We start from the raw sequence: 15,716 nt of genomic DNA, 5'->3' as shown, positions 1-15,716 counted from the left end.
ATTGCCAAATTGTACCGGTAATCCAATTGTCTAACCTCTGTTAGCGGTGTAGTTGGGGGCCTCCTTGGTGATGGCCACATTGTGCGGGTGGCTTTCGATCAACCCCGCAGGGGTTATCCTGATAAAACGGGTCTTTTCCTTTAACTCTTCTATGGTCCGGCAGCCGCAGTAACCCATCCCGGCCCGCAGACCGCCAATCAGTTGAAAAACGGTCTCGGCAAGCGGCCCCTTGTAGGGTACCCTGCCCTCAACCCCCTCGGGCACCAGCTTTGGACCGTGATCCTGGAAGTAACGTTCTGCTCCGCCCTCGCGCATCGCCCCCAGGGAACCCATACCGCGGTAAACCTTATAACTCCGTCCTTGATAGATTTCGATGTCTCCAGGGCTTTCCTCGGTTCCGGCGAAGAGGCTTCCAAGCATCACGGTATCCGCGCCCGCGGCTATAGCCTTGGCGATATCACCGGAGAACTTGATCCCGCCGTCGGCGACGATACGCCGCCCGAAGCGTTTGGCTTCCTCGGCGCAATCGTAAACAGCGGTGATCTGCGGTACTCCGATGCCGGCAATGACCCGCGTGGTGCATATCGACCCGGGGCCCATCCCGACCTTGACGGCATTCGCCCCGGCCTCAAAAAGCGCCCGCGCACCTGCGGCGGTCGCCACGTTTCCCGCCAACAGGTCCATGTCGGGGTAAAGCTTTTTCATCTCCCGGACGGCTTCCACGACGTCTCGCTGGTGACCGTGCGCCGTATCCACCACCAGGACGTCCACCTTCGCCGCCACCAGGACCTCGACCCTTTCCAGGAAACCTGCGGTTACCCCTACCGCCGCCGCGGCGAGCAGCCGGCCCTGGTCATCCTTTGCAGCGTTGGGATGCTTGTGCAGCTTCTCAAGGTCCTTAATGGTAATGAGACCGCGCAGCCTCATATTCTTGTCCACCAGCGGCAGCTTCTCTATCTTGTACCGGCGCAGTATCTCCTTCGCCTTTTCCAGCGTCGTGCCCACCGGTGCCGTGATGAGGTTGTCTTTGGTCATAACGTTTTTAATCGGCTGTTCAAAATCGGTCTCGAAACGTATATCCCGGTTGGTGATTATCCCCACCAACTTCCCTTTTTCCGTAATCGGCACCCCGGAAATACGGTACCTCCCCATCATGGCCATAGCCTCTTGGACGGTATTCTCCGGCGCGAGGAAGATCGGATCGGTAATAACGCCGTGCTCGGACCGTTTGACCCGGTCAACCTCGAGGGCCTGCTGTTCCATGGTCATATTCTTATGGATTACACCGATGCCGCCCTCCCGGGCCAGGGCGATCGCCAGCCGGGATTCGGTCACGGTGTCCATTGCGGAACCGACCAGCGGTATGCTCAGTCTGATTTTCTCAGTCAACCAGGTGGCTGTATCCACATCCCGCGGCAAAACCGCCGAAGCTGCCGGAGTCAGCAAAACATCATCGAACGTAAGCCCCTGTCGGCTGAACTTTTCCGGATACATCCTATCTCCCCCTTTGTATGCAGTCTATTATAGCACAGGCCCCTGTTATAAAAAAGTTCTCCCTTATTTGTAATAACGGCCGCGCAGCCTGTACGTAAAAGCTGCCGGCGCAAAGACCGCGAGGAGCGGCAGCAGGGGAAGCGCGTAACGGCAGTGGGCGTACGTGACAAGGTGCACCGCTGTATAGGCCGCAAGAATACCGAAAATACGCCCGGCGCCCGGCAATCGGCGTGCGAGACCGTAGACCAGGCCAAATAACCCCGCCGACAGGATGACATAGTGAAGGTACTGGGTAAAAACCGGCGGTAACTTTTGTTCCGCACCCCACAAAAACGTCCTGAACCAGAGCAGCTTAAACTTCGCCCGAGTGTACCAATCCAAATAACGCCTGAAATCCTCTGCAAAGCCGGTTTCAAGACGCTCCAGGGCAAGGGCGGTCTGCAGCCGGCTCGTTTCCATGGGGTCCTTCCCCACCGGCCAATCATTGCTCCAGCCGTACCTGATTCCCTCAAGGTTAACGTAAGTCCCCAGCAGCAGGGGGTTTCCGCCTCCCTCGGAAAGCGGGATGAAACGGTGGAAGACGACGGCGTTGCGTACCCACCAAGGTGACACGGTAAGGCAAAAGAAACCTAGGAGCACGACGGCGGCAAGAAACGGCGCCCGTACGGATCTCCCGGAAGCGGTAAGAAATCGCCAGCCTAAAAAACATAAAGCAAGCATCACCAGGACGGCGCCGGTGGGACGGAGAAGGACCGCCAGCCCTGCGATTACCCCCAACAGCGCATAACCACGGCGGTTCGCCGGCTGCACCTTCAACCAGATCAGAGTGAACACAAGCAGACAAAATGTGAAAAGCGTCTCGGTAAGCAAGAGCCCGCTTAACAAGATAAGAGGAGGATAAAAGGCGCAAAGCAACGCCGCGCCGGCTCCCGCCCACCGCCCGCTGAAATGCTCGCCGAGATAATAAACGAGACAAACACCGCCCGCGGAGATAATCGCCTGGGCGTACCGCGCCGCCGCCAGTGCATGGCTGCCGGCGTCACCGAACATCCGGAAGAAAAAGGCAAGGAAAAGCGGGTATCCCGGGGTGATATAGGCCGTCGGCCCGAGGGCCGGTTCAGGGGAAAGTTTAGGGCGCCAGTACGAAAAGACGTGGTCGACAGCAAGGCGTCTGCCGCTCTCGATGTAACCCAGGTCGTCGCTCTGCAGGGTCAACGTGTCGCCCCAGTGATGGATAAATGCCGCCCGCACCGCAAACGCCGCCATAAACACCAACACCGGAACAGCGACGTTCAACCGGGAGGCGCGCGCCGGGCAGGCTCCCGCCGCAGCCAATTCAGTCCCGATCGGCCCCGCCCGTTGTTGTCCGCGGCAGGACCGGGGGCTTCGTCTCCCATGCGACTGGTTCAGATGACGGTTTTTTACCCAAGGAATCGCATCTCCTTTGGGAAAGGCGGTCTTCTCCGGAGGGATCTTCCTTTCCTTGATTGAAGGTTTCTCAGAGTTTACGCTGTTCTATGCAATAATGGTCGTTACCGGTCCTGGTTTTTGAGATGACAGTGTCCGGCGCCTCCTGCGGACAGCTCCTCCAACTGCTGTCGCAAAAGCGCGACCTCCTGGGCAAGGCGCACCACCCGCTCACTCTGACGCGAAAGCGCCACGGAATACTGTAGATTAAGCGCCAATAAAAAGAGAAAACCCAGCAGGAAAAGGGCGGAAGGCGCGTAGTATATCCCCAGGACCTGAGCCAGTACCTCCACCAGACTGCGGTTCGCCGCAAAAATCAGGAGCACCATGGCAGTTGCCAGCCACAGAAGCGCGTACTTTTCCTTGAGGTGGCGGCGCCTTATCAGGTCCAGTATCAAATAAAGCAATGCGGCGCTCACACCCACGGTGAAGAGGTAAACCGCGCCGCTACCACTCATAGGGCGCCCCCTCCTTCCTGCGGAAGGCGCTGACAAAGACGGCCAGCAACACCTTAATTATGTAATAAACCGCGCGCCACGGAGTAATCGAAGAAAACCCCGCCTGGCGGGGCCGCATCCCCACCGGTACCTCGATCACCTTAAAACCCAGCCGCCTGGCTGCCACCAGGCTTTCCGGCTCCGGGTAATCCGCCGGATAATGTGCGGCGAATGCGGCGATCGCACGCCGGCCCGCGGACCTGTAGCCGGATGTGGTGTCCCGGAACCGACGCCCGGTTAAAAGCGATACCGCCCACGAGAGGATTATCATTCCCGCACGCCGGGCGTATGGCGCCTTATAGCCGTTTGACGCCACGAACCGTGACCCTACCACAAGATCGGCTTGACCAGATTCAACCGGCCCGATAAGTTTCGGAAGATCTGCGGGGTCGTGCTGCCCGTCGGCGTCTATCTGCACGGCGACATCGTACCCGTACCGGAGAGCGTAACGGTAACCGCCCTGAACCGCCCCGCCGATGCCGAGGTTGAACGGAAGCGTCAGCACCCTCGCGCCGGCCGCCCGGGCCACGGAAGCGGTGCCGTCGACGGACCCGTCGTTCACCACCAGAACTTCCCCTCCGGGCAAAGCGGCCTTTGCCTGAGCCACCACGTTTCCGACCGTTGAAGCCTCATTATACGCCGGAATAATGACCAATACCCTGGTAATTTGTGACACCCCAATACTATTAATAACTCCGAAGACACCTTTCGGCAATTTTCTTTGTCTGCGGGCGATAGAGTCTCTTTTCTTCAGGATTCGCTGCAGCATGAAAAATCCCTGCCGCATATTGCGCTTTCCCTTTTTGAAGCGCTGCATGCAACCTTATCTTCTTGTGCGAAATCACCGGTGAATGATAAACTACGGGTGTAACCGGACTCGATTTTAAGGCGGCACGGAACTTTTTTCTCTTTCCCGGGGTCTAATAGGTGTCCGGGCCAACCGGACCCAGAGGAGGATGCTCCTTTGGTTGACGTAAAGGCGCTGGTCACTAAGGCGCAAGACGGCGACAGTGAGGCGTTCGAACAGCTGGTCTTGATGTACCAGGACCGCGTTTACGGGCTCTGTTACCGGATGTCGGGTAACTACGCCGACGCACAGGATCTGGCACAAGAAGCCTTTGTCAGGGCGTACCGGGCGTTAGGAAAGTTCCGCTTGGAGGCTGATTTCGGGACCTACCTTCATAAGATCGCTGTGAACCTTTGTATCAGTTTCCGGCAGCGGAATCACAACGAACTCTCCCTCGACGACCCGGTATCGACCGAAGAAGGACCTCTCACCCGCCAGGTGGCGGACAGAGGCCAACAACCGGAAGAGATGGTGGAAGAATCAGAGTTTCGCAATCTGATTCGGGAAGGATTATCCACACTGGCGCGGGAGCATCAAGCGGTGCTGGTTCTGCGAGAAATGGAAGCGCTGAGTTACGAAGAAATAGCCGTCTCGCTCGGCGTGGCGCCGGGCACGGTTAAATCCCGGTTAAGCAGGGCTCGTGAGGCACTAAAGAAATCTGTCAGCCAGTTAGCCAGTAAAAAGGGGCTCGACCTGCCCGGGATAAAAGTTAGGTGATATTATGCGGTGTAATAAGGTAAAAAAGAATTTAATGTTGCTGATCGACCGGCCGGAAGACATAAAGCCGGATGTTGCCGCACACCTTCAGGCGTGCAGCGGCTGCAGGCAGGAATTTGCATTGTTACAGCGGTTGAGCAAAAGCCTTCGGTCATTGGAAGCCCCACAGGCGCCGGCGCATTTCTCAGCCGGCGTGATGGCGCGGATTGCCGCGGAAGGCAGAATGGAAAGCCGCGGCCGTTTCGGCTGGGTTTCCTCCTGGAAGCGGCTTGCGGTAGCGGCGGCTACAGTCATAATGATGGCGGGAAGCGCTTTTGGGATCATTCGTTTCGCCGGGGTTACTCAGCCGCCGATGGTTGCGGGAAATCCAAAGCCGCCGGTTGTGCAGCCGGGAACCACCCAGGGTACAAAGCCGCCGTCGAACCCCGTTACAGCAACAGAAACGCCGGGTTACCAACCGGGGAATAACACGGTTTCACCGGAACACACAACGCAGGCGCAGCCGACAGGCGATAACCCGGGATCAGAAACTCAACCGGCGGCGGACGGTCAGGAAACGCAGCCGCCCAAGCATAGTGACAACACCGTTGAGATCGCTGCCGCGCGTTCACCCCGCGTGTTCTTGAGCGAGACACGGATTCTGTCGAGCACGGTGTTGCGAGTAGAGGTCAAGAATCTGGCGGGAGCCAGGGCGGAAGCGCTTTCGGCGGCCCGCGGGTTTGACGCCAGCGGCGGGATCTCGGTCGCCAACAGCAGTGACGGACAAAAACGTACGGAGATGTATCAGTTTATCGCACCACCTGAAAAAGCCGAAGACCTTGTAACAGCCCTTGGGGGGCTGGGGATGATAACCAGCCGGCAGGACGAACAGCGTGACATTACGAATGACTTCAACAATGCCCAAACGCAGTACCTGGACCTTATTGCCAGCCGGAACGCGGACCCTGAAGGCACGGCTAAAATAGACGCTGAAATCGACGGGCTGGAGAAATACCTGTCCCGGTTGGAAGCAGCCACCGGCAAGAGAACGGTAACACTCTGGCTTGTGGAAATCCCTTAATGAAAGACTCCCCCCTTTTGCCACAAGATACAGAAAGGAACCTCACCGGTTCCTTTTTTTATTCAGGCTTCAGGCTTCCCGTTATCGGGCACTATTAGCTGAAACAACAACGCGGTTGGATAGTCACCTTTCTAATGAGGGTCACTCTATGGCGGCCGGGCTAAGATTCTGGGTTAAGGTTTTTTGAACGGCAAAAAACAACCGCCGCCTCGGCCCTGGTTAGAGGCGCCAGCGGAGCAAAAAGGCCGTTCGACCGCCCGCGCATCAAACCGCGGGCATAGAGCCCGGCCACCGCTTCCCTGGCCCGTGAAGGCACCGTCGCCCAATCCCGGTACGGCGGCGTATCGACGGGCTTAATGCTGCCGCTAAGGAGTGAATCGAGAGCCACCGCCACCGTCGCTCTGTCCACCGGTAGCGACGGCCGGAAGCTTCCGTCGGGGAAAAGCGGCAGCAGCCTGTTGTAAACCACATCCTGAACGGCTTCACGCGCCCAGAGCGGCGTATCACGGGGCACGGGGCCTGCCGGAACGCTTTCCTTCGAAAAACGCGATAACAGCGCCGCAAACTCCACCCTGGTAAATATCCTGTCAGGTTTAAAACTTCCGTCGGGATAACCGGCAAGGAGGCCGTCGGCGGCCAGCGCCGATACCTCTTTTTCCGCCCAGTGCCCGCCGATATCGCTAAACACCTTCGCGCTGCGCGGTTCTACCCACAGACCGCTGACCCCGCCTGTGCGGGCGTCTGCCGCGACCAGACGCACCGGTTCCTGATTTGTCCAGTCAATCGGGCAGGAAAATTCGCCAGTGGGCCCTATTTCCACCGGCAAGCGTCCATCCGTCCGGTAGAGGTAAAGCTGCGTTCCCCCGGTCCGACCGGTCAGCGGCTTCCCGGAGACCGGCGGGGAAACCTCCAAGGCCGGCGCCTGCTCTGTATTTCGCGATTTAATCGCCAGAGCGACAGGAACCGCACCATCTTCTTTCCAGAAAGTGAGCGATACCTTTTCGCCGGCCCGGATGTACTCCAGATCGACGGGATAACCGTCTTTGGTAATGATGCTCCCCGCACTGACACGGTAATTATCATCGTTAATTACTATCAGCCCGCGTTCGGGCTGGCAGCTTTGTACCGTGCCTTCCATCTGCCCCGTCGCTTCACCGACATCTACGCGCGCCACCCGTCCCTGCGAATCCATGGTCACACGCAACCACTGACCGGAGCCGAGTATGGTCGATCCGAGATTAACAGCGCCTTTATAAAAGCAGGCCCCCGGAGCGATCAGCAAGGTCCGGTAATTCCCGGTGCTGTCCTGAACGTTAAGCGTTTCCCCTCCTGCACCGGAATAAAGCATCTGCCCGTATATAATCCCCGTATCGACCCGGACCTGGAGCAACCCTTTCCGGTCATCCAGAACGTTTCCCGTGATGTGTTCCCCGGTCGCCAGCCGGTCCGGGGATTCCTCGGTGGTTCCCCGAAAAACACGCGCCCCGGGGAAAAACGTATACGTCCGGCCGTCGACCAGAGTCAGTTTATCATCCGCCACTTTTTCCACAAAGCCGGAAATTACTTTCTGGCGCACCGCTATATGTAGCACATTCTGAGTCTGCGGGTCCAGGTGGAGCTTGAGCGGAATCCCGGGAGGAATATCTGCGGTCACAGTGGGCGGGCCGAAAACCTGGTCCAGCGCGTCGAGCCCCACCGGGTCGGTTTCACGGGCTATGGAGTACCCCGGTTCAAGCGGATAGCTTTCCCCGCCGATAAGCGAAATACGGCTCGCATTCAAAATCGCCAGGAATCCATCCTTCTCCACCCAGTCGGCTTCGGCCTCCCACGCCTCCTGAGTCGACGGGTTGATCTTCAAAACAGCCCTGACTCCCGGCGGTATCGACTCTGCGGGCAAGTTTTTCCTCTGTACGGTCACGTATGGCGTCCGGACGAGATACCCCCCGTCTTGAATGGCCGGCGTTTCCTTTGTCGCTACGACTCCGGACTCCGTTTCAAGGAAACGTGCCGGCGACAGACATTGTCTTTGGCTTACTACATAAGCCTTGTTTCCGTCGGGGCAAAGATACAGGTCCGCGCCCGGGATAATCGCCTGCTGCGCGGGTGTAATCGCTTTACCGTCTAAAACAGCCGCCGCCGTTTGCGGCGTCTGTATTGTTCCGCCATTCGCAAGTTTCACCGTATTGTCCGCAATAGTAACCACTACCTCGTGTTTAAGCGGCTGTCCGTAAACAAGAGCGAAAGGCTGCCGGATATGCCCGTCGGACATCGTCCCTCGGCTTACCTTAACACCGGTCACGAATATTTTGTACCGGCCCGGTGTGGGGCGTTGTATGCTGACCTGCTCCACGTTATTCAGCCGGTCCGGCAGGCCCCGTTTCGCAAAGTCGTTCCCCAGGTAACGGCTGCCGTCCGGCCCCTCCACCACCAGGTCGAGGTCGTTGACCAAAGCCGGCGACGCCCCGGCGAGAGCCGTCGGATCAGTCCAGCAAAGGGTCACTTTCAGGGGCGTGTCGTCATCCCGCACCGTCACTTCGTATCCGATTCGCTCCCCCTCCCCTGCTCCCGGTTCTTCGGAAGCAAACCGGAATGTGTGTTCCCTTAAAGCAATGACCGTACCGGCGAAATCCAGGATGCCGAAACCGCCGCCCGCCGACCCTTCAAGAGGCCGCGCGCCGTTGATTAAAAGCGCTTTGAGAAGCGCCGCCGGCGGCGTGGTATAACCTTCTTTCCCGCGCAGGTACTCACGCAGCAGCACCGCGGCCCCGCCGCCCACCGCCGCGGACATGCTCGTACCGTCCTGGCGCATGTAAGTATTGTTACCGGAAGGGTTGGACGCCGCACTGCGCGAAGCCGGGGCGATCACCCCTACCCCCGGCGCCACCAGATCGGGCTTCATCCGCCCGTCCCCCGCCGGCCCCCGACCGGAAATGCGGGCCACCGCATCGGGATCGGTATACCCCAGGAGGGGCCGCGGGTTCTCGCTCGCTCCGACGACCAGGGCGTTTTTACTGTTAGCTTCGCTTGTAAGGGTTTTCCCGGCCGGGCCGCCGTTACCCGCGCCGAAAACGGGCAGGAAGTCGGGGTTGTAATAGCAAAAACGGTCGATCTGCGATGAGGCGGATGAATAGCCGTTTGATCCGCCGCCCCAGCCGTCGACGTGTACGCGCACCCCGGCGTTGTAAGCGGGTTTGAACAGCGAAACTAAGTCCGCCGGCGGGTCCGGCTCACCGTCGGCGTTGGTGATCGCTTGAAAGTAGATGCTGGCCTCCGGGGCAACACCGCGGTAATCCCCACCCGAAGCCGCCCCGGTTCCCGCAACAATCCCGGAAACGTGCGTGCCGTGTCCGCTGGTGTCGGCGGTGCTCCCCCCGGACCAGGACCGCAGCATGACCACCTTCGGCATCTTTCCCGGGGTGCTTTTGAAATCGGGGTGAAGGTCATCCAGGTTTCCTCGGTCAAGGCCGCTGTCTGCCACCCCCACTATCTGCCCCAAACCGGACAGGCCCTGCGGTGTTATAAATCCGGGAACAAGCGACGGCGCCGTTCCGGTAACCGCCGCCGCCCGGTCGGAAAGGAAATGCGGCGGTTCGTAAGCCTCGACTGTCAAGACCGCCGTCTCGTGCAAGAGCTTCTCAACCGACACCGCGGGAAGACTCACGCGCAGTGTCGTCCCTTCCTCCCCGGCACCCTTTATGACCGTACCGCCGGCGGCATAAACGACCTTCGCGATATGTTTTTTGTCTTCTTGAGAGAAGAGGACGACATTCAAAAGTAGTGTTTTCCGGGCGGGAGCATCTTTTATTTCCGGGGGAACGTCCGGAACCACATACGGCTTGAACTCTATTCCGCGCGGGAGCGAAACCGGACGGCGCACACGGACCAGTACCCGGTCCCGCGAAACCGCCTCCCCCACCTGCACCCCGGGAATGCGTCTCAACCGGGGTATGGCATTCGAATCGGCGAGATAAACCCCGGAGCTATAGCTCCCGGCGTTCTCTCCGGCAGGTCCCGGGCCCGACCCGGATACCGTCCACCAGATCCCGGCCGAACAGATCACAAAAAGGGCTGACAAAAATAAAAACCGCCGCATTTATACCTCACTTAAGGTTTAGTTAATATGTTAGCGGTTAAACCAGTTAAATTATAAATTTTATTCCGTGGTGTATCAATAAGATAAAGGTACCTTATTAAGTTAAAAAACCCTGGGCTTGCAGATTATCTCTCTGATCCTGGTGTCAAAAAAGTGCTGCGAATGCGCCGGCTGGATCACAACCGCCGTATCGGCGCCGCTTGCAGTCCCGGCTACCGCCACGACATCCTCGCCGGGAGAAATCATCCCGGCATCCAGCGCCATAACGCTTATCTCCACACAGACCTTGGCCCCCTGTCCGAAAAGACGGAGCGTTGAAGCGATGATTTCCGCCGGGTAGACGCCGCCGAACTTGAATCTGAGCGAACGGTCAATCCCAGCCATCAGGTGGGTCGTTGTCAGTATTCTGATCCCTGCGCGTTCAAGCCGCGCCCGCGCCTCCACAGACATCTCATCTGCGCCCGGCGTTGAGAACCCGACCTGGTGCGCCACACATACCGTGTTAAGACCGCATCCAGCCAGTAAAGCCGCCGTCTCTCCCGAGCACGAAGCCACGACAAGATGTTTCAGGTTAAGTTCCCCGGCCCGGGCCAATGCGGCCTCAATGGTAGCGGCGGTATTTGTCTTTCCCGCCGCAGGCCAGTAATGCGTCATCAGACTACCCTTAGCGCCCGTGCGTGCCGTGAACGGGACAGGACATTGAGCATTCCCAAAGCCCGTCCGGTACCCAGCGCCACGCAGGATACCGGATCCTCCGCGACATAGACCGGCAGACCGGTTTCCTTGGAGAGGAGCGTGTCAATCCCCTCCAGGAGTGAACCGCCCCCGGTCATAACGATGCCCTTGTCCACAATATCCGCAGCCAATTCCGGCGGTGTCCACTCAAGGATACTCTTGAGGGCGGTAACGATGTTGTCAAGCGGTTCCCGGATCGCTTCCCATACCTGCTGACTGTTGACCGTTACGGAACGCGGCAGACCGCTGACAAGGTCGCGCCCGCGGATGCTGCCGGAACGCTTTATTGTACTGGAAGGAACCGCGGTGCCGATCTCGATCTTCAGTTCTTCCGCCGAACGGTCGCCGATAATCATATTGAATTCGCGCCGCACATATCGCACGATCGCCTCATCAAATTTATCCCCGCCTACGCGTGTGGAAGTGGAGCATACGATGCCGCCGAGCGAGAGGACCGCGATGTCCGTGGTCCCGCCACCGATGTCGATCACCATCGACCCGTTCGCTTCGGCCACGTCCAACCCCGCCCCAAGAGCCGCCGCCATCGGCTCTTCAATCAGAAAACTTTGTCTGGCGCCGGCCTGAATCGCCGCCTGGCGGACCGCCCGTTCCTCAACGCTGGTGACTCCGGTCGGGATGCACACTATTACCCGCGGGCGCAGCAGAAATCGCCTGCACCCGCATTTCATTATAAAGTACCTAAGCATCTTCTCAGTAACGTCATAGTCCGCTATAACGCCTTCTTTAAGCGGCCTTACCGCGATAATATTTCCGGGCGTCCGCCCCAGCATTCGCCTGGCGTCCTCACCAACCGATATCACCCTGTTGTCATCGCGGTTTATCGCCACGACCGAAGGCTCATTCAGCACTATCCCCTTGCCTTTGACATAAACCAGTACCGTTGCCGTCCCTAAATCAATTCCGATATCCGGAGTGAAACCAAGCATCCGATCCCCCCCTGTTTCTCTTGCGGACTCGTCCAAACATTACCCAAAAAATAACCGCCGTATATTGCGGCTTCGGGAAACGAAACGTCACCGCACAGGATGCTATGTGTATTCTACATATTCTGGGGGAATTCCTTTAGCCTCGGCAAAATTTCACCCGGTGTCCTTATATTTCCTCCTGGTGGCCTCACCGCCGCGCAGGTGCCGTTCCGCTTTATTGACGTCCAGAACCTGCCGCACTTGCTGCGCCATTTTTTTATTTAATGAGGGCAGACGTTCTGTTACATCCTTATGCACGGTACTTTTTGAAACATTAAATACCTGCGCCGCCTGCCGGACCGTAGCCTGGGTCTCGAGTATATACGCACAGATGTCTAGAACCCGCCGCTGGATATACTCCTGCATCACCCTACCCCCCGGTTCCGCTCTGTTACCTAAACTATATGCTGCATAATTAAGGGAAATGCTTGTCCAGAGGCGGCTTTCGCCGTCTTTCATCCATTCGTTCCTTGAGAGGCGGACGTTACTGAACCGGGCGGAACGTTATGCAATCCACGGGTCATACGCTTAACGGACCGGAATGCATTTAGAACTACCGCCTCTCCAATAATCTTCAAGAAGAAAATTATCGCATTTTGGTGTCAGCCGACAAAAAATGGAGTCTAAACTCCTAATATTTAACAACCTGCACGCCGCTGTAATAATGGGTGAGTATCTGCCCGAAACCGCATCCGTTTTCGGCCATTCCCATAGCGCCGTTCTGGCAAAGCCCTACACCATGCCCGTAACCTACCGTGGTGAATAAGACGCGGTCCTCCTTAATGTTCCAGGTGAATCTGGTGGATTTAAGTCCCAACCGTTCACGAACGATCGTGGCGGAAACGGGTTTTCCGCTGACCGCGACCTCTTTGGGCCTGCCTGTTGCGGTTACATCCGTGATGGTTATGGTCAGCTGTCCCTCCCCCTTTCCGTCCTCGGAAGCGCTTGTCGTCGTGTTCTTCGGAGATATAAGACCTTGGAGTTGGGCCAGCGTGAAGGAACGGCTCTCCACCGGTCTGGTCTTCAAATCATAAGGACACTGAACGCTTTTTAGATACGGTATATCGAATTTCCAAACGTCGCGCGCGTTTTCGGTGCAGCCGCCGCACGAAGCGTGATAAACAGGGTCGATTAATTGTCCCTTGTAAGTGATAACTAGTCCGGAGGTTTCCGCCACCGCCCGCCGCACTTTGTAATAGTAGCGATAATAAGCGATCGGCCCCCACGATTTTTTCAGGTCCTCCCGGCTTAGATAAGCCTGGCTGTGCTTCGGCTCATCGCAGATATCGGTACCGGGGTGCGGGTTATTGGCCACCCCCCGCGAAATAATGCGACGCATGGAATAGGTGCGCGCCGCCACCGCCTGTGCCTTTAACGCTTCAAGCGGCGCCGAAGCCGGCATCTCCGCGGCCACCACACCGACAACGTATTCCTCCAACGGTATCGTCTCCACGGTGCCGGGCCCGTGCCGGTACAGCCGTATGTCCTGGCCCGTCTGGCGGATTTCAACCCTTTCCCTCGCAACCCTGCCGGGATAAAACCATACGATGGAAATGACGGCTGCCATTAAAAGTAACAGTCCTGCTCTCAGCCTCATATTACCCCCCCAGGCAGGTTTGACCGCGACTTCCCGCATTATGTACGCCGGCGACCCTTCGAAGAGCGATTATTATGGTTTGTCTCCCGAAAAGGGCGCGTACTATAAGATACTACCTTTTACCGACCAGTATTACCATTTTAAGGGGAAAGAACGAAGTCTCTCTCCGGCATCCTGCATCCGACTTCTAAAACAGACAGGCGCAGTTTTGCAGCAACCTCCCAGGGGGTTATGCCGGCGTGTTTAGTGGAGGGATTGAAATCGGTGAGTTTATCGGAAGCCGCTGAAGGAAAATAAAAGGGGCCTGTCTCAAAAGCTATTTGAGACAGCCCCCATAGAAAACAGTCTTGTTGTTAAAAGGTTTTTACCGGCGTCCCGCCATGTCGGCCGCCTTCAACCTGGCCAGAGCCCGGAGAAGCGCCGCCTCAGCCCTGATGAGGTCAATATCTGCCGTCTTGCTGCGCAAGCGTTCCTCTGCGCGTTCCTTGGCCCGGCGTGCGCGTTCTACGTCTATTTCCTCAGCCAGTTCCGCAGCGTCGGAAAGGATAACCACACGGTTGTCTTTGGCTTCCAGAAAACCGCTGCTGACCGCCATCTGCCGCCACTGACCGTCTTTTTGAATGCGTACCGCGTCGGTCTTCAGGCTCGTCAGCAACGGCGCATGGTCGGGCAGTATACCCAAATCACCGCCGGCGCCGCGCGCACTTACCATCCTTACCTCGTCGGTAAAAACGACGCGGACCGGCGTGACGACAACTAACTTCTGGAGTTTTTCAGCCATTACCAGTCACTCCTTAAGAGGCCCCAAGGAGCCTCTTGCCCTTTTCAACCGCCTCTTCAATACCTCCAACCATATAGAAGGCATCCTCCGGCAGGTCGTCGTGCTTACCGTCCAGGATCTCTCTGAACCCACGGATGGTATCCTTGAGTGTTACAGCCCTCCCGGGTGTTCCCGTGAAGGCTTCCGCCACGTGGAAGGGCTGCGAGAGGAACCTCTGCAGCTTACGCGCGCGGGCCACAATCAGTTTATCCTCTTCTGAAAGTTCTTCCATACCGAGGATAGCGATGATGTCCTGTAGTTCCTTGTACCTCTGGAGTACCTTTTGCACGCCGCGGGCCACCGCGTAATGCTCCGCTCCGACAACCTTCGGCTCCAGAATACGGGATACCGAGTCGAGCGGGTCCACCGCCGGGTAGATTCCAAGCTCTGCGATCTGCCGGGACAACACGACGGTGCCGTCAAGATGGGCAAAGGTGTTAGCCGGCGCCGGGTCCGTCAGGTCGTCGGCGGGCACATACACCGCTTGCACCGAGGTGATGGAACCCTTAGTGGTGGAAGTAATCCGTTCCTGCAACTGGCCCATCTCGGTCGCCAACGTCGGCTGATAACCCACGGCTGAAGGCATCCGGCCTAAGAGTGCCGACACCTCGGAACCAGCCTGGGAGAAACGGAAGATGTTATCGATAAAGATCAGCACGTCCGCGTTTTCTTCGTCACGGAAGTACTCGGCAAGACACAGACCGGTCAGGCCCACGCGCAGACGGCAGCCCGGCGGCTCGTTCATCTGGCCGAACACCATCATCGTCTTGTCCATAACCCCGGACTCGGTCATTTCTATGTACAGGTCGTTTCCTTCACGCGTCCGCTCGCCCACACCGGCAAACACCGAAATGCCGCCGTGCTGCTTGGCGATGTTGTTAATCAATTCCATAACGATAACCGTCTTGCCCACACCGGCGCCGCCGAACATCGCAATCTTGCCGCCCTTCATGAACGGAACCAGCAAGTCGACCACCTTCAGGCCGGTTTCAAGCTGCTCCACCTTTGTGGACTGGTCAACCAGCGGAGGCGCCGGTTTATGAATCGGGTAGAGCTTGTCGGTCTTAATCTCACCCTTGCCGTCAATCGGTCTGCCGAGAACGTCGATCATACGGCCCAGCGTCGGTCTTCCCACCGGCACCGAAATCGGCGCGCCCGTGTCGGTAACCTTTGCACCGCGCTTTAAACCGTCCGTGGTGGACATGGCAACGGTACGTACTACGTTGTTACCAAGGTGCTGCTCCACTTCCAGGGTAAGGTCTATCTTTCCCCCGGAAGGTCCCTCGGCTTCAATCTTAAGTGCGTTGTAGATTGGAGGCACTTGTCCCGGAGGGAACCGCACGTCAACCACAACGCCGATTATCTGAACAATTTCGCCAACATTCATTGTGCCAATCAAACCT

13 protein-coding genes are annotated in these 15,716 nt (G+C 57.8%); 2 read left to right on the top strand and 11 right to left on the bottom strand.

Annotated features, from left to right (window positions below; translation table 11 throughout):
- Nucleotides 1-30: 30 nt before the first annotated feature.
- The 4 genes from guaB to AB1500_08215 form a co-directional block, all read right to left on the bottom strand.
- The gene (gene guaB, locus AB1500_08230) at nucleotides 31-1,494 is read right to left on the bottom strand and encodes an IMP dehydrogenase (GenBank protein ID MEW6183148.1); all 1,464 of its coding nucleotides are present in this window, start codon (nucleotides 1,492-1,494) and stop codon (nucleotides 31-33) included.
- Between the two features lie 63 nt (nucleotides 1,495-1,557).
- Nucleotides 1,558-2,829 (bottom strand): glycosyltransferase family 39 protein, encoded by a 1,272-nt coding sequence (locus AB1500_08225; protein MEW6183147.1) that lies wholly within the window; start codon nucleotides 2,827-2,829, stop codon nucleotides 1,558-1,560.
- A 197-nt stretch (nucleotides 2,830-3,026) separates the two neighbouring features.
- Nucleotides 3,027-3,419, bottom strand: coding sequence for a DUF2304 domain-containing protein (locus AB1500_08220; GenBank protein ID MEW6183146.1), 393 nt, complete (start codon nucleotides 3,417-3,419; stop codon nucleotides 3,027-3,029).
- A complete protein-coding gene (locus tag AB1500_08215; protein MEW6183145.1) occupies nucleotides 3,409-4,275 on the bottom strand; it encodes a glycosyltransferase family 2 protein in 867 nt (288 codons plus the stop codon). Before AB1500_08215 ends, AB1500_08220 begins: the two co-directional genes overlap by 11 nt.
- 147 nt (nucleotides 4,276-4,422) lie before the next feature.
- On the opposite strand from AB1500_08215, the gene AB1500_08210 reads away from it, so the two are divergent.
- Nucleotides 4,423-5,022: a sigma-70 family RNA polymerase sigma factor gene (locus tag AB1500_08210; protein MEW6183144.1), complete on the top strand. Its 600-nt coding sequence runs from the start codon at nucleotides 4,423-4,425 to the stop codon at nucleotides 5,020-5,022.
- A gap of 4 nt (nucleotides 5,023-5,026) precedes the next feature.
- Nucleotides 5,027-6,082 carry a hypothetical protein gene (locus tag AB1500_08205; protein MEW6183143.1) on the top strand — a complete coding sequence of 352 codons (1,056 nt, stop codon included), beginning with the start codon at nucleotides 5,027-5,029 and terminating at the stop codon, nucleotides 6,080-6,082.
- A 160-nt stretch (nucleotides 6,083-6,242) separates the two neighbouring features.
- Here the strand turns inward: AB1500_08205 and AB1500_08200 are convergent, their stop codons facing one another.
- The 7 genes from AB1500_08200 to atpD all read right to left on the bottom strand — a co-directional run bounded on the left by AB1500_08200 (nucleotide 6,243) and on the right by atpD (nucleotide 15,700).
- Nucleotides 6,243-10,175, bottom strand: coding sequence for a S8 family serine peptidase (locus tag AB1500_08200; GenBank protein ID MEW6183142.1), 3,933 nt, complete (start codon nucleotides 10,173-10,175; stop codon nucleotides 6,243-6,245).
- A 102-nt stretch (nucleotides 10,176-10,277) separates the two neighbouring features.
- Complete coding sequence (locus AB1500_08195; GenBank protein ID MEW6183141.1) at nucleotides 10,278-10,829, bottom strand: pyruvate kinase alpha/beta domain-containing protein; 552 nt, start codon at nucleotides 10,827-10,829, stop codon at nucleotides 10,278-10,280.
- Nucleotides 10,829-11,857 carry a rod shape-determining protein gene (locus tag AB1500_08190; protein MEW6183140.1) on the bottom strand — a complete coding sequence of 343 codons (1,029 nt, stop codon included), beginning with the start codon at nucleotides 11,855-11,857 and terminating at the stop codon, nucleotides 10,829-10,831. The genes AB1500_08195 and AB1500_08190 overlap by 1 nt, the downstream gene beginning before the upstream one ends.
- Nucleotides 11,858-12,010: 153 nt before the next feature.
- Nucleotides 12,011-12,262: a sporulation transcriptional regulator SpoIIID gene (spoIIID, locus tag AB1500_08185; protein ID MEW6183139.1), complete on the bottom strand. Its 252-nt coding sequence runs from the start codon at nucleotides 12,260-12,262 to the stop codon at nucleotides 12,011-12,013.
- A gap of 265 nt (nucleotides 12,263-12,527) precedes the next feature.
- Nucleotides 12,528-13,493, bottom strand: a complete 966-nt coding sequence (gene spoIID / locus AB1500_08180) for a stage II sporulation protein D (GenBank protein ID MEW6183138.1) — start codon at nucleotides 13,491-13,493, stop codon at nucleotides 12,528-12,530.
- Between the two features lie 364 nt (nucleotides 13,494-13,857).
- Nucleotides 13,858-14,274 carry a F0F1 ATP synthase subunit epsilon gene (locus tag AB1500_08175; GenBank protein ID MEW6183137.1) on the bottom strand — a complete coding sequence of 139 codons (417 nt, stop codon included), beginning with the start codon at nucleotides 14,272-14,274 and terminating at the stop codon, nucleotides 13,858-13,860.
- Between the two features lie 13 nt (nucleotides 14,275-14,287).
- A complete protein-coding gene (gene atpD / locus AB1500_08170; protein ID MEW6183136.1) occupies nucleotides 14,288-15,700 on the bottom strand; it encodes a F0F1 ATP synthase subunit beta in 1,413 nt (470 codons plus the stop codon).
- Between the last annotated feature and the right edge of the window lie 16 nt (nucleotides 15,701-15,716).

Source organism: Bacillota bacterium, from assembly GCA_040755295.1.
In the GTDB taxonomy this organism is placed as follows: domain Bacteria; phylum Bacillota; class Desulfotomaculia; order Desulfotomaculales; family Ammonificaceae; genus SURF-55.
The sequence above is the reverse complement of the archived record's forward strand: the minus strand, read 5'-3'. Positions and strand labels throughout refer to the sequence as shown.

Coding starts and splice junctions, on each gene's coding strand:
- AB1500_08205 (MEW6183143.1), top strand. CDS start 5,027: ATGCGGTGTAATAAGGTAAAAAAGAATTTAATGTTGCTGATCGACCGG.
- guaB (MEW6183148.1), bottom strand. CDS start 1,494: ATGTATCCGGAAAAGTTCAGCCGACAGGGGCTTACGTTCGATGATGTT.
- atpD (MEW6183136.1), bottom strand. CDS start 15,700: ATGAATGTTGGCGAAATTGTTCAGATAATCGGCGTTGTGGTTGACGTG.
- AB1500_08190 (MEW6183140.1), bottom strand. CDS start 11,857: ATGCTTGGTTTCACTCCGGATATCGGAATTGATTTAGGGACGGCAACG.
- AB1500_08200 (MEW6183142.1), bottom strand. CDS start 10,175: ATGCGGCGGTTTTTATTTTTGTCAGCCCTTTTTGTGATCTGTTCGGCC.
- AB1500_08195 (MEW6183141.1), bottom strand. CDS start 10,829: ATGACGCATTACTGGCCTGCGGCGGGAAAGACAAATACCGCCGCTACC.
- spoIID (MEW6183138.1), bottom strand. CDS start 13,493: ATGAGGCTGAGAGCAGGACTGTTACTTTTAATGGCAGCCGTCATTTCC.
- AB1500_08215 (MEW6183145.1), bottom strand. CDS start 4,275: ATGCAGCGCTTCAAAAAGGGAAAGCGCAATATGCGGCAGGGATTTTTC.
- AB1500_08220 (MEW6183146.1), bottom strand. CDS start 3,419: ATGAGTGGTAGCGGCGCGGTTTACCTCTTCACCGTGGGTGTGAGCGCC.
- AB1500_08175 (MEW6183137.1), bottom strand. CDS start 14,274: ATGGCTGAAAAACTCCAGAAGTTAGTTGTCGTCACGCCGGTCCGCGTC.
- spoIIID (MEW6183139.1), bottom strand. CDS start 12,262: ATGCAGGAGTATATCCAGCGGCGGGTTCTAGACATCTGTGCGTATATA.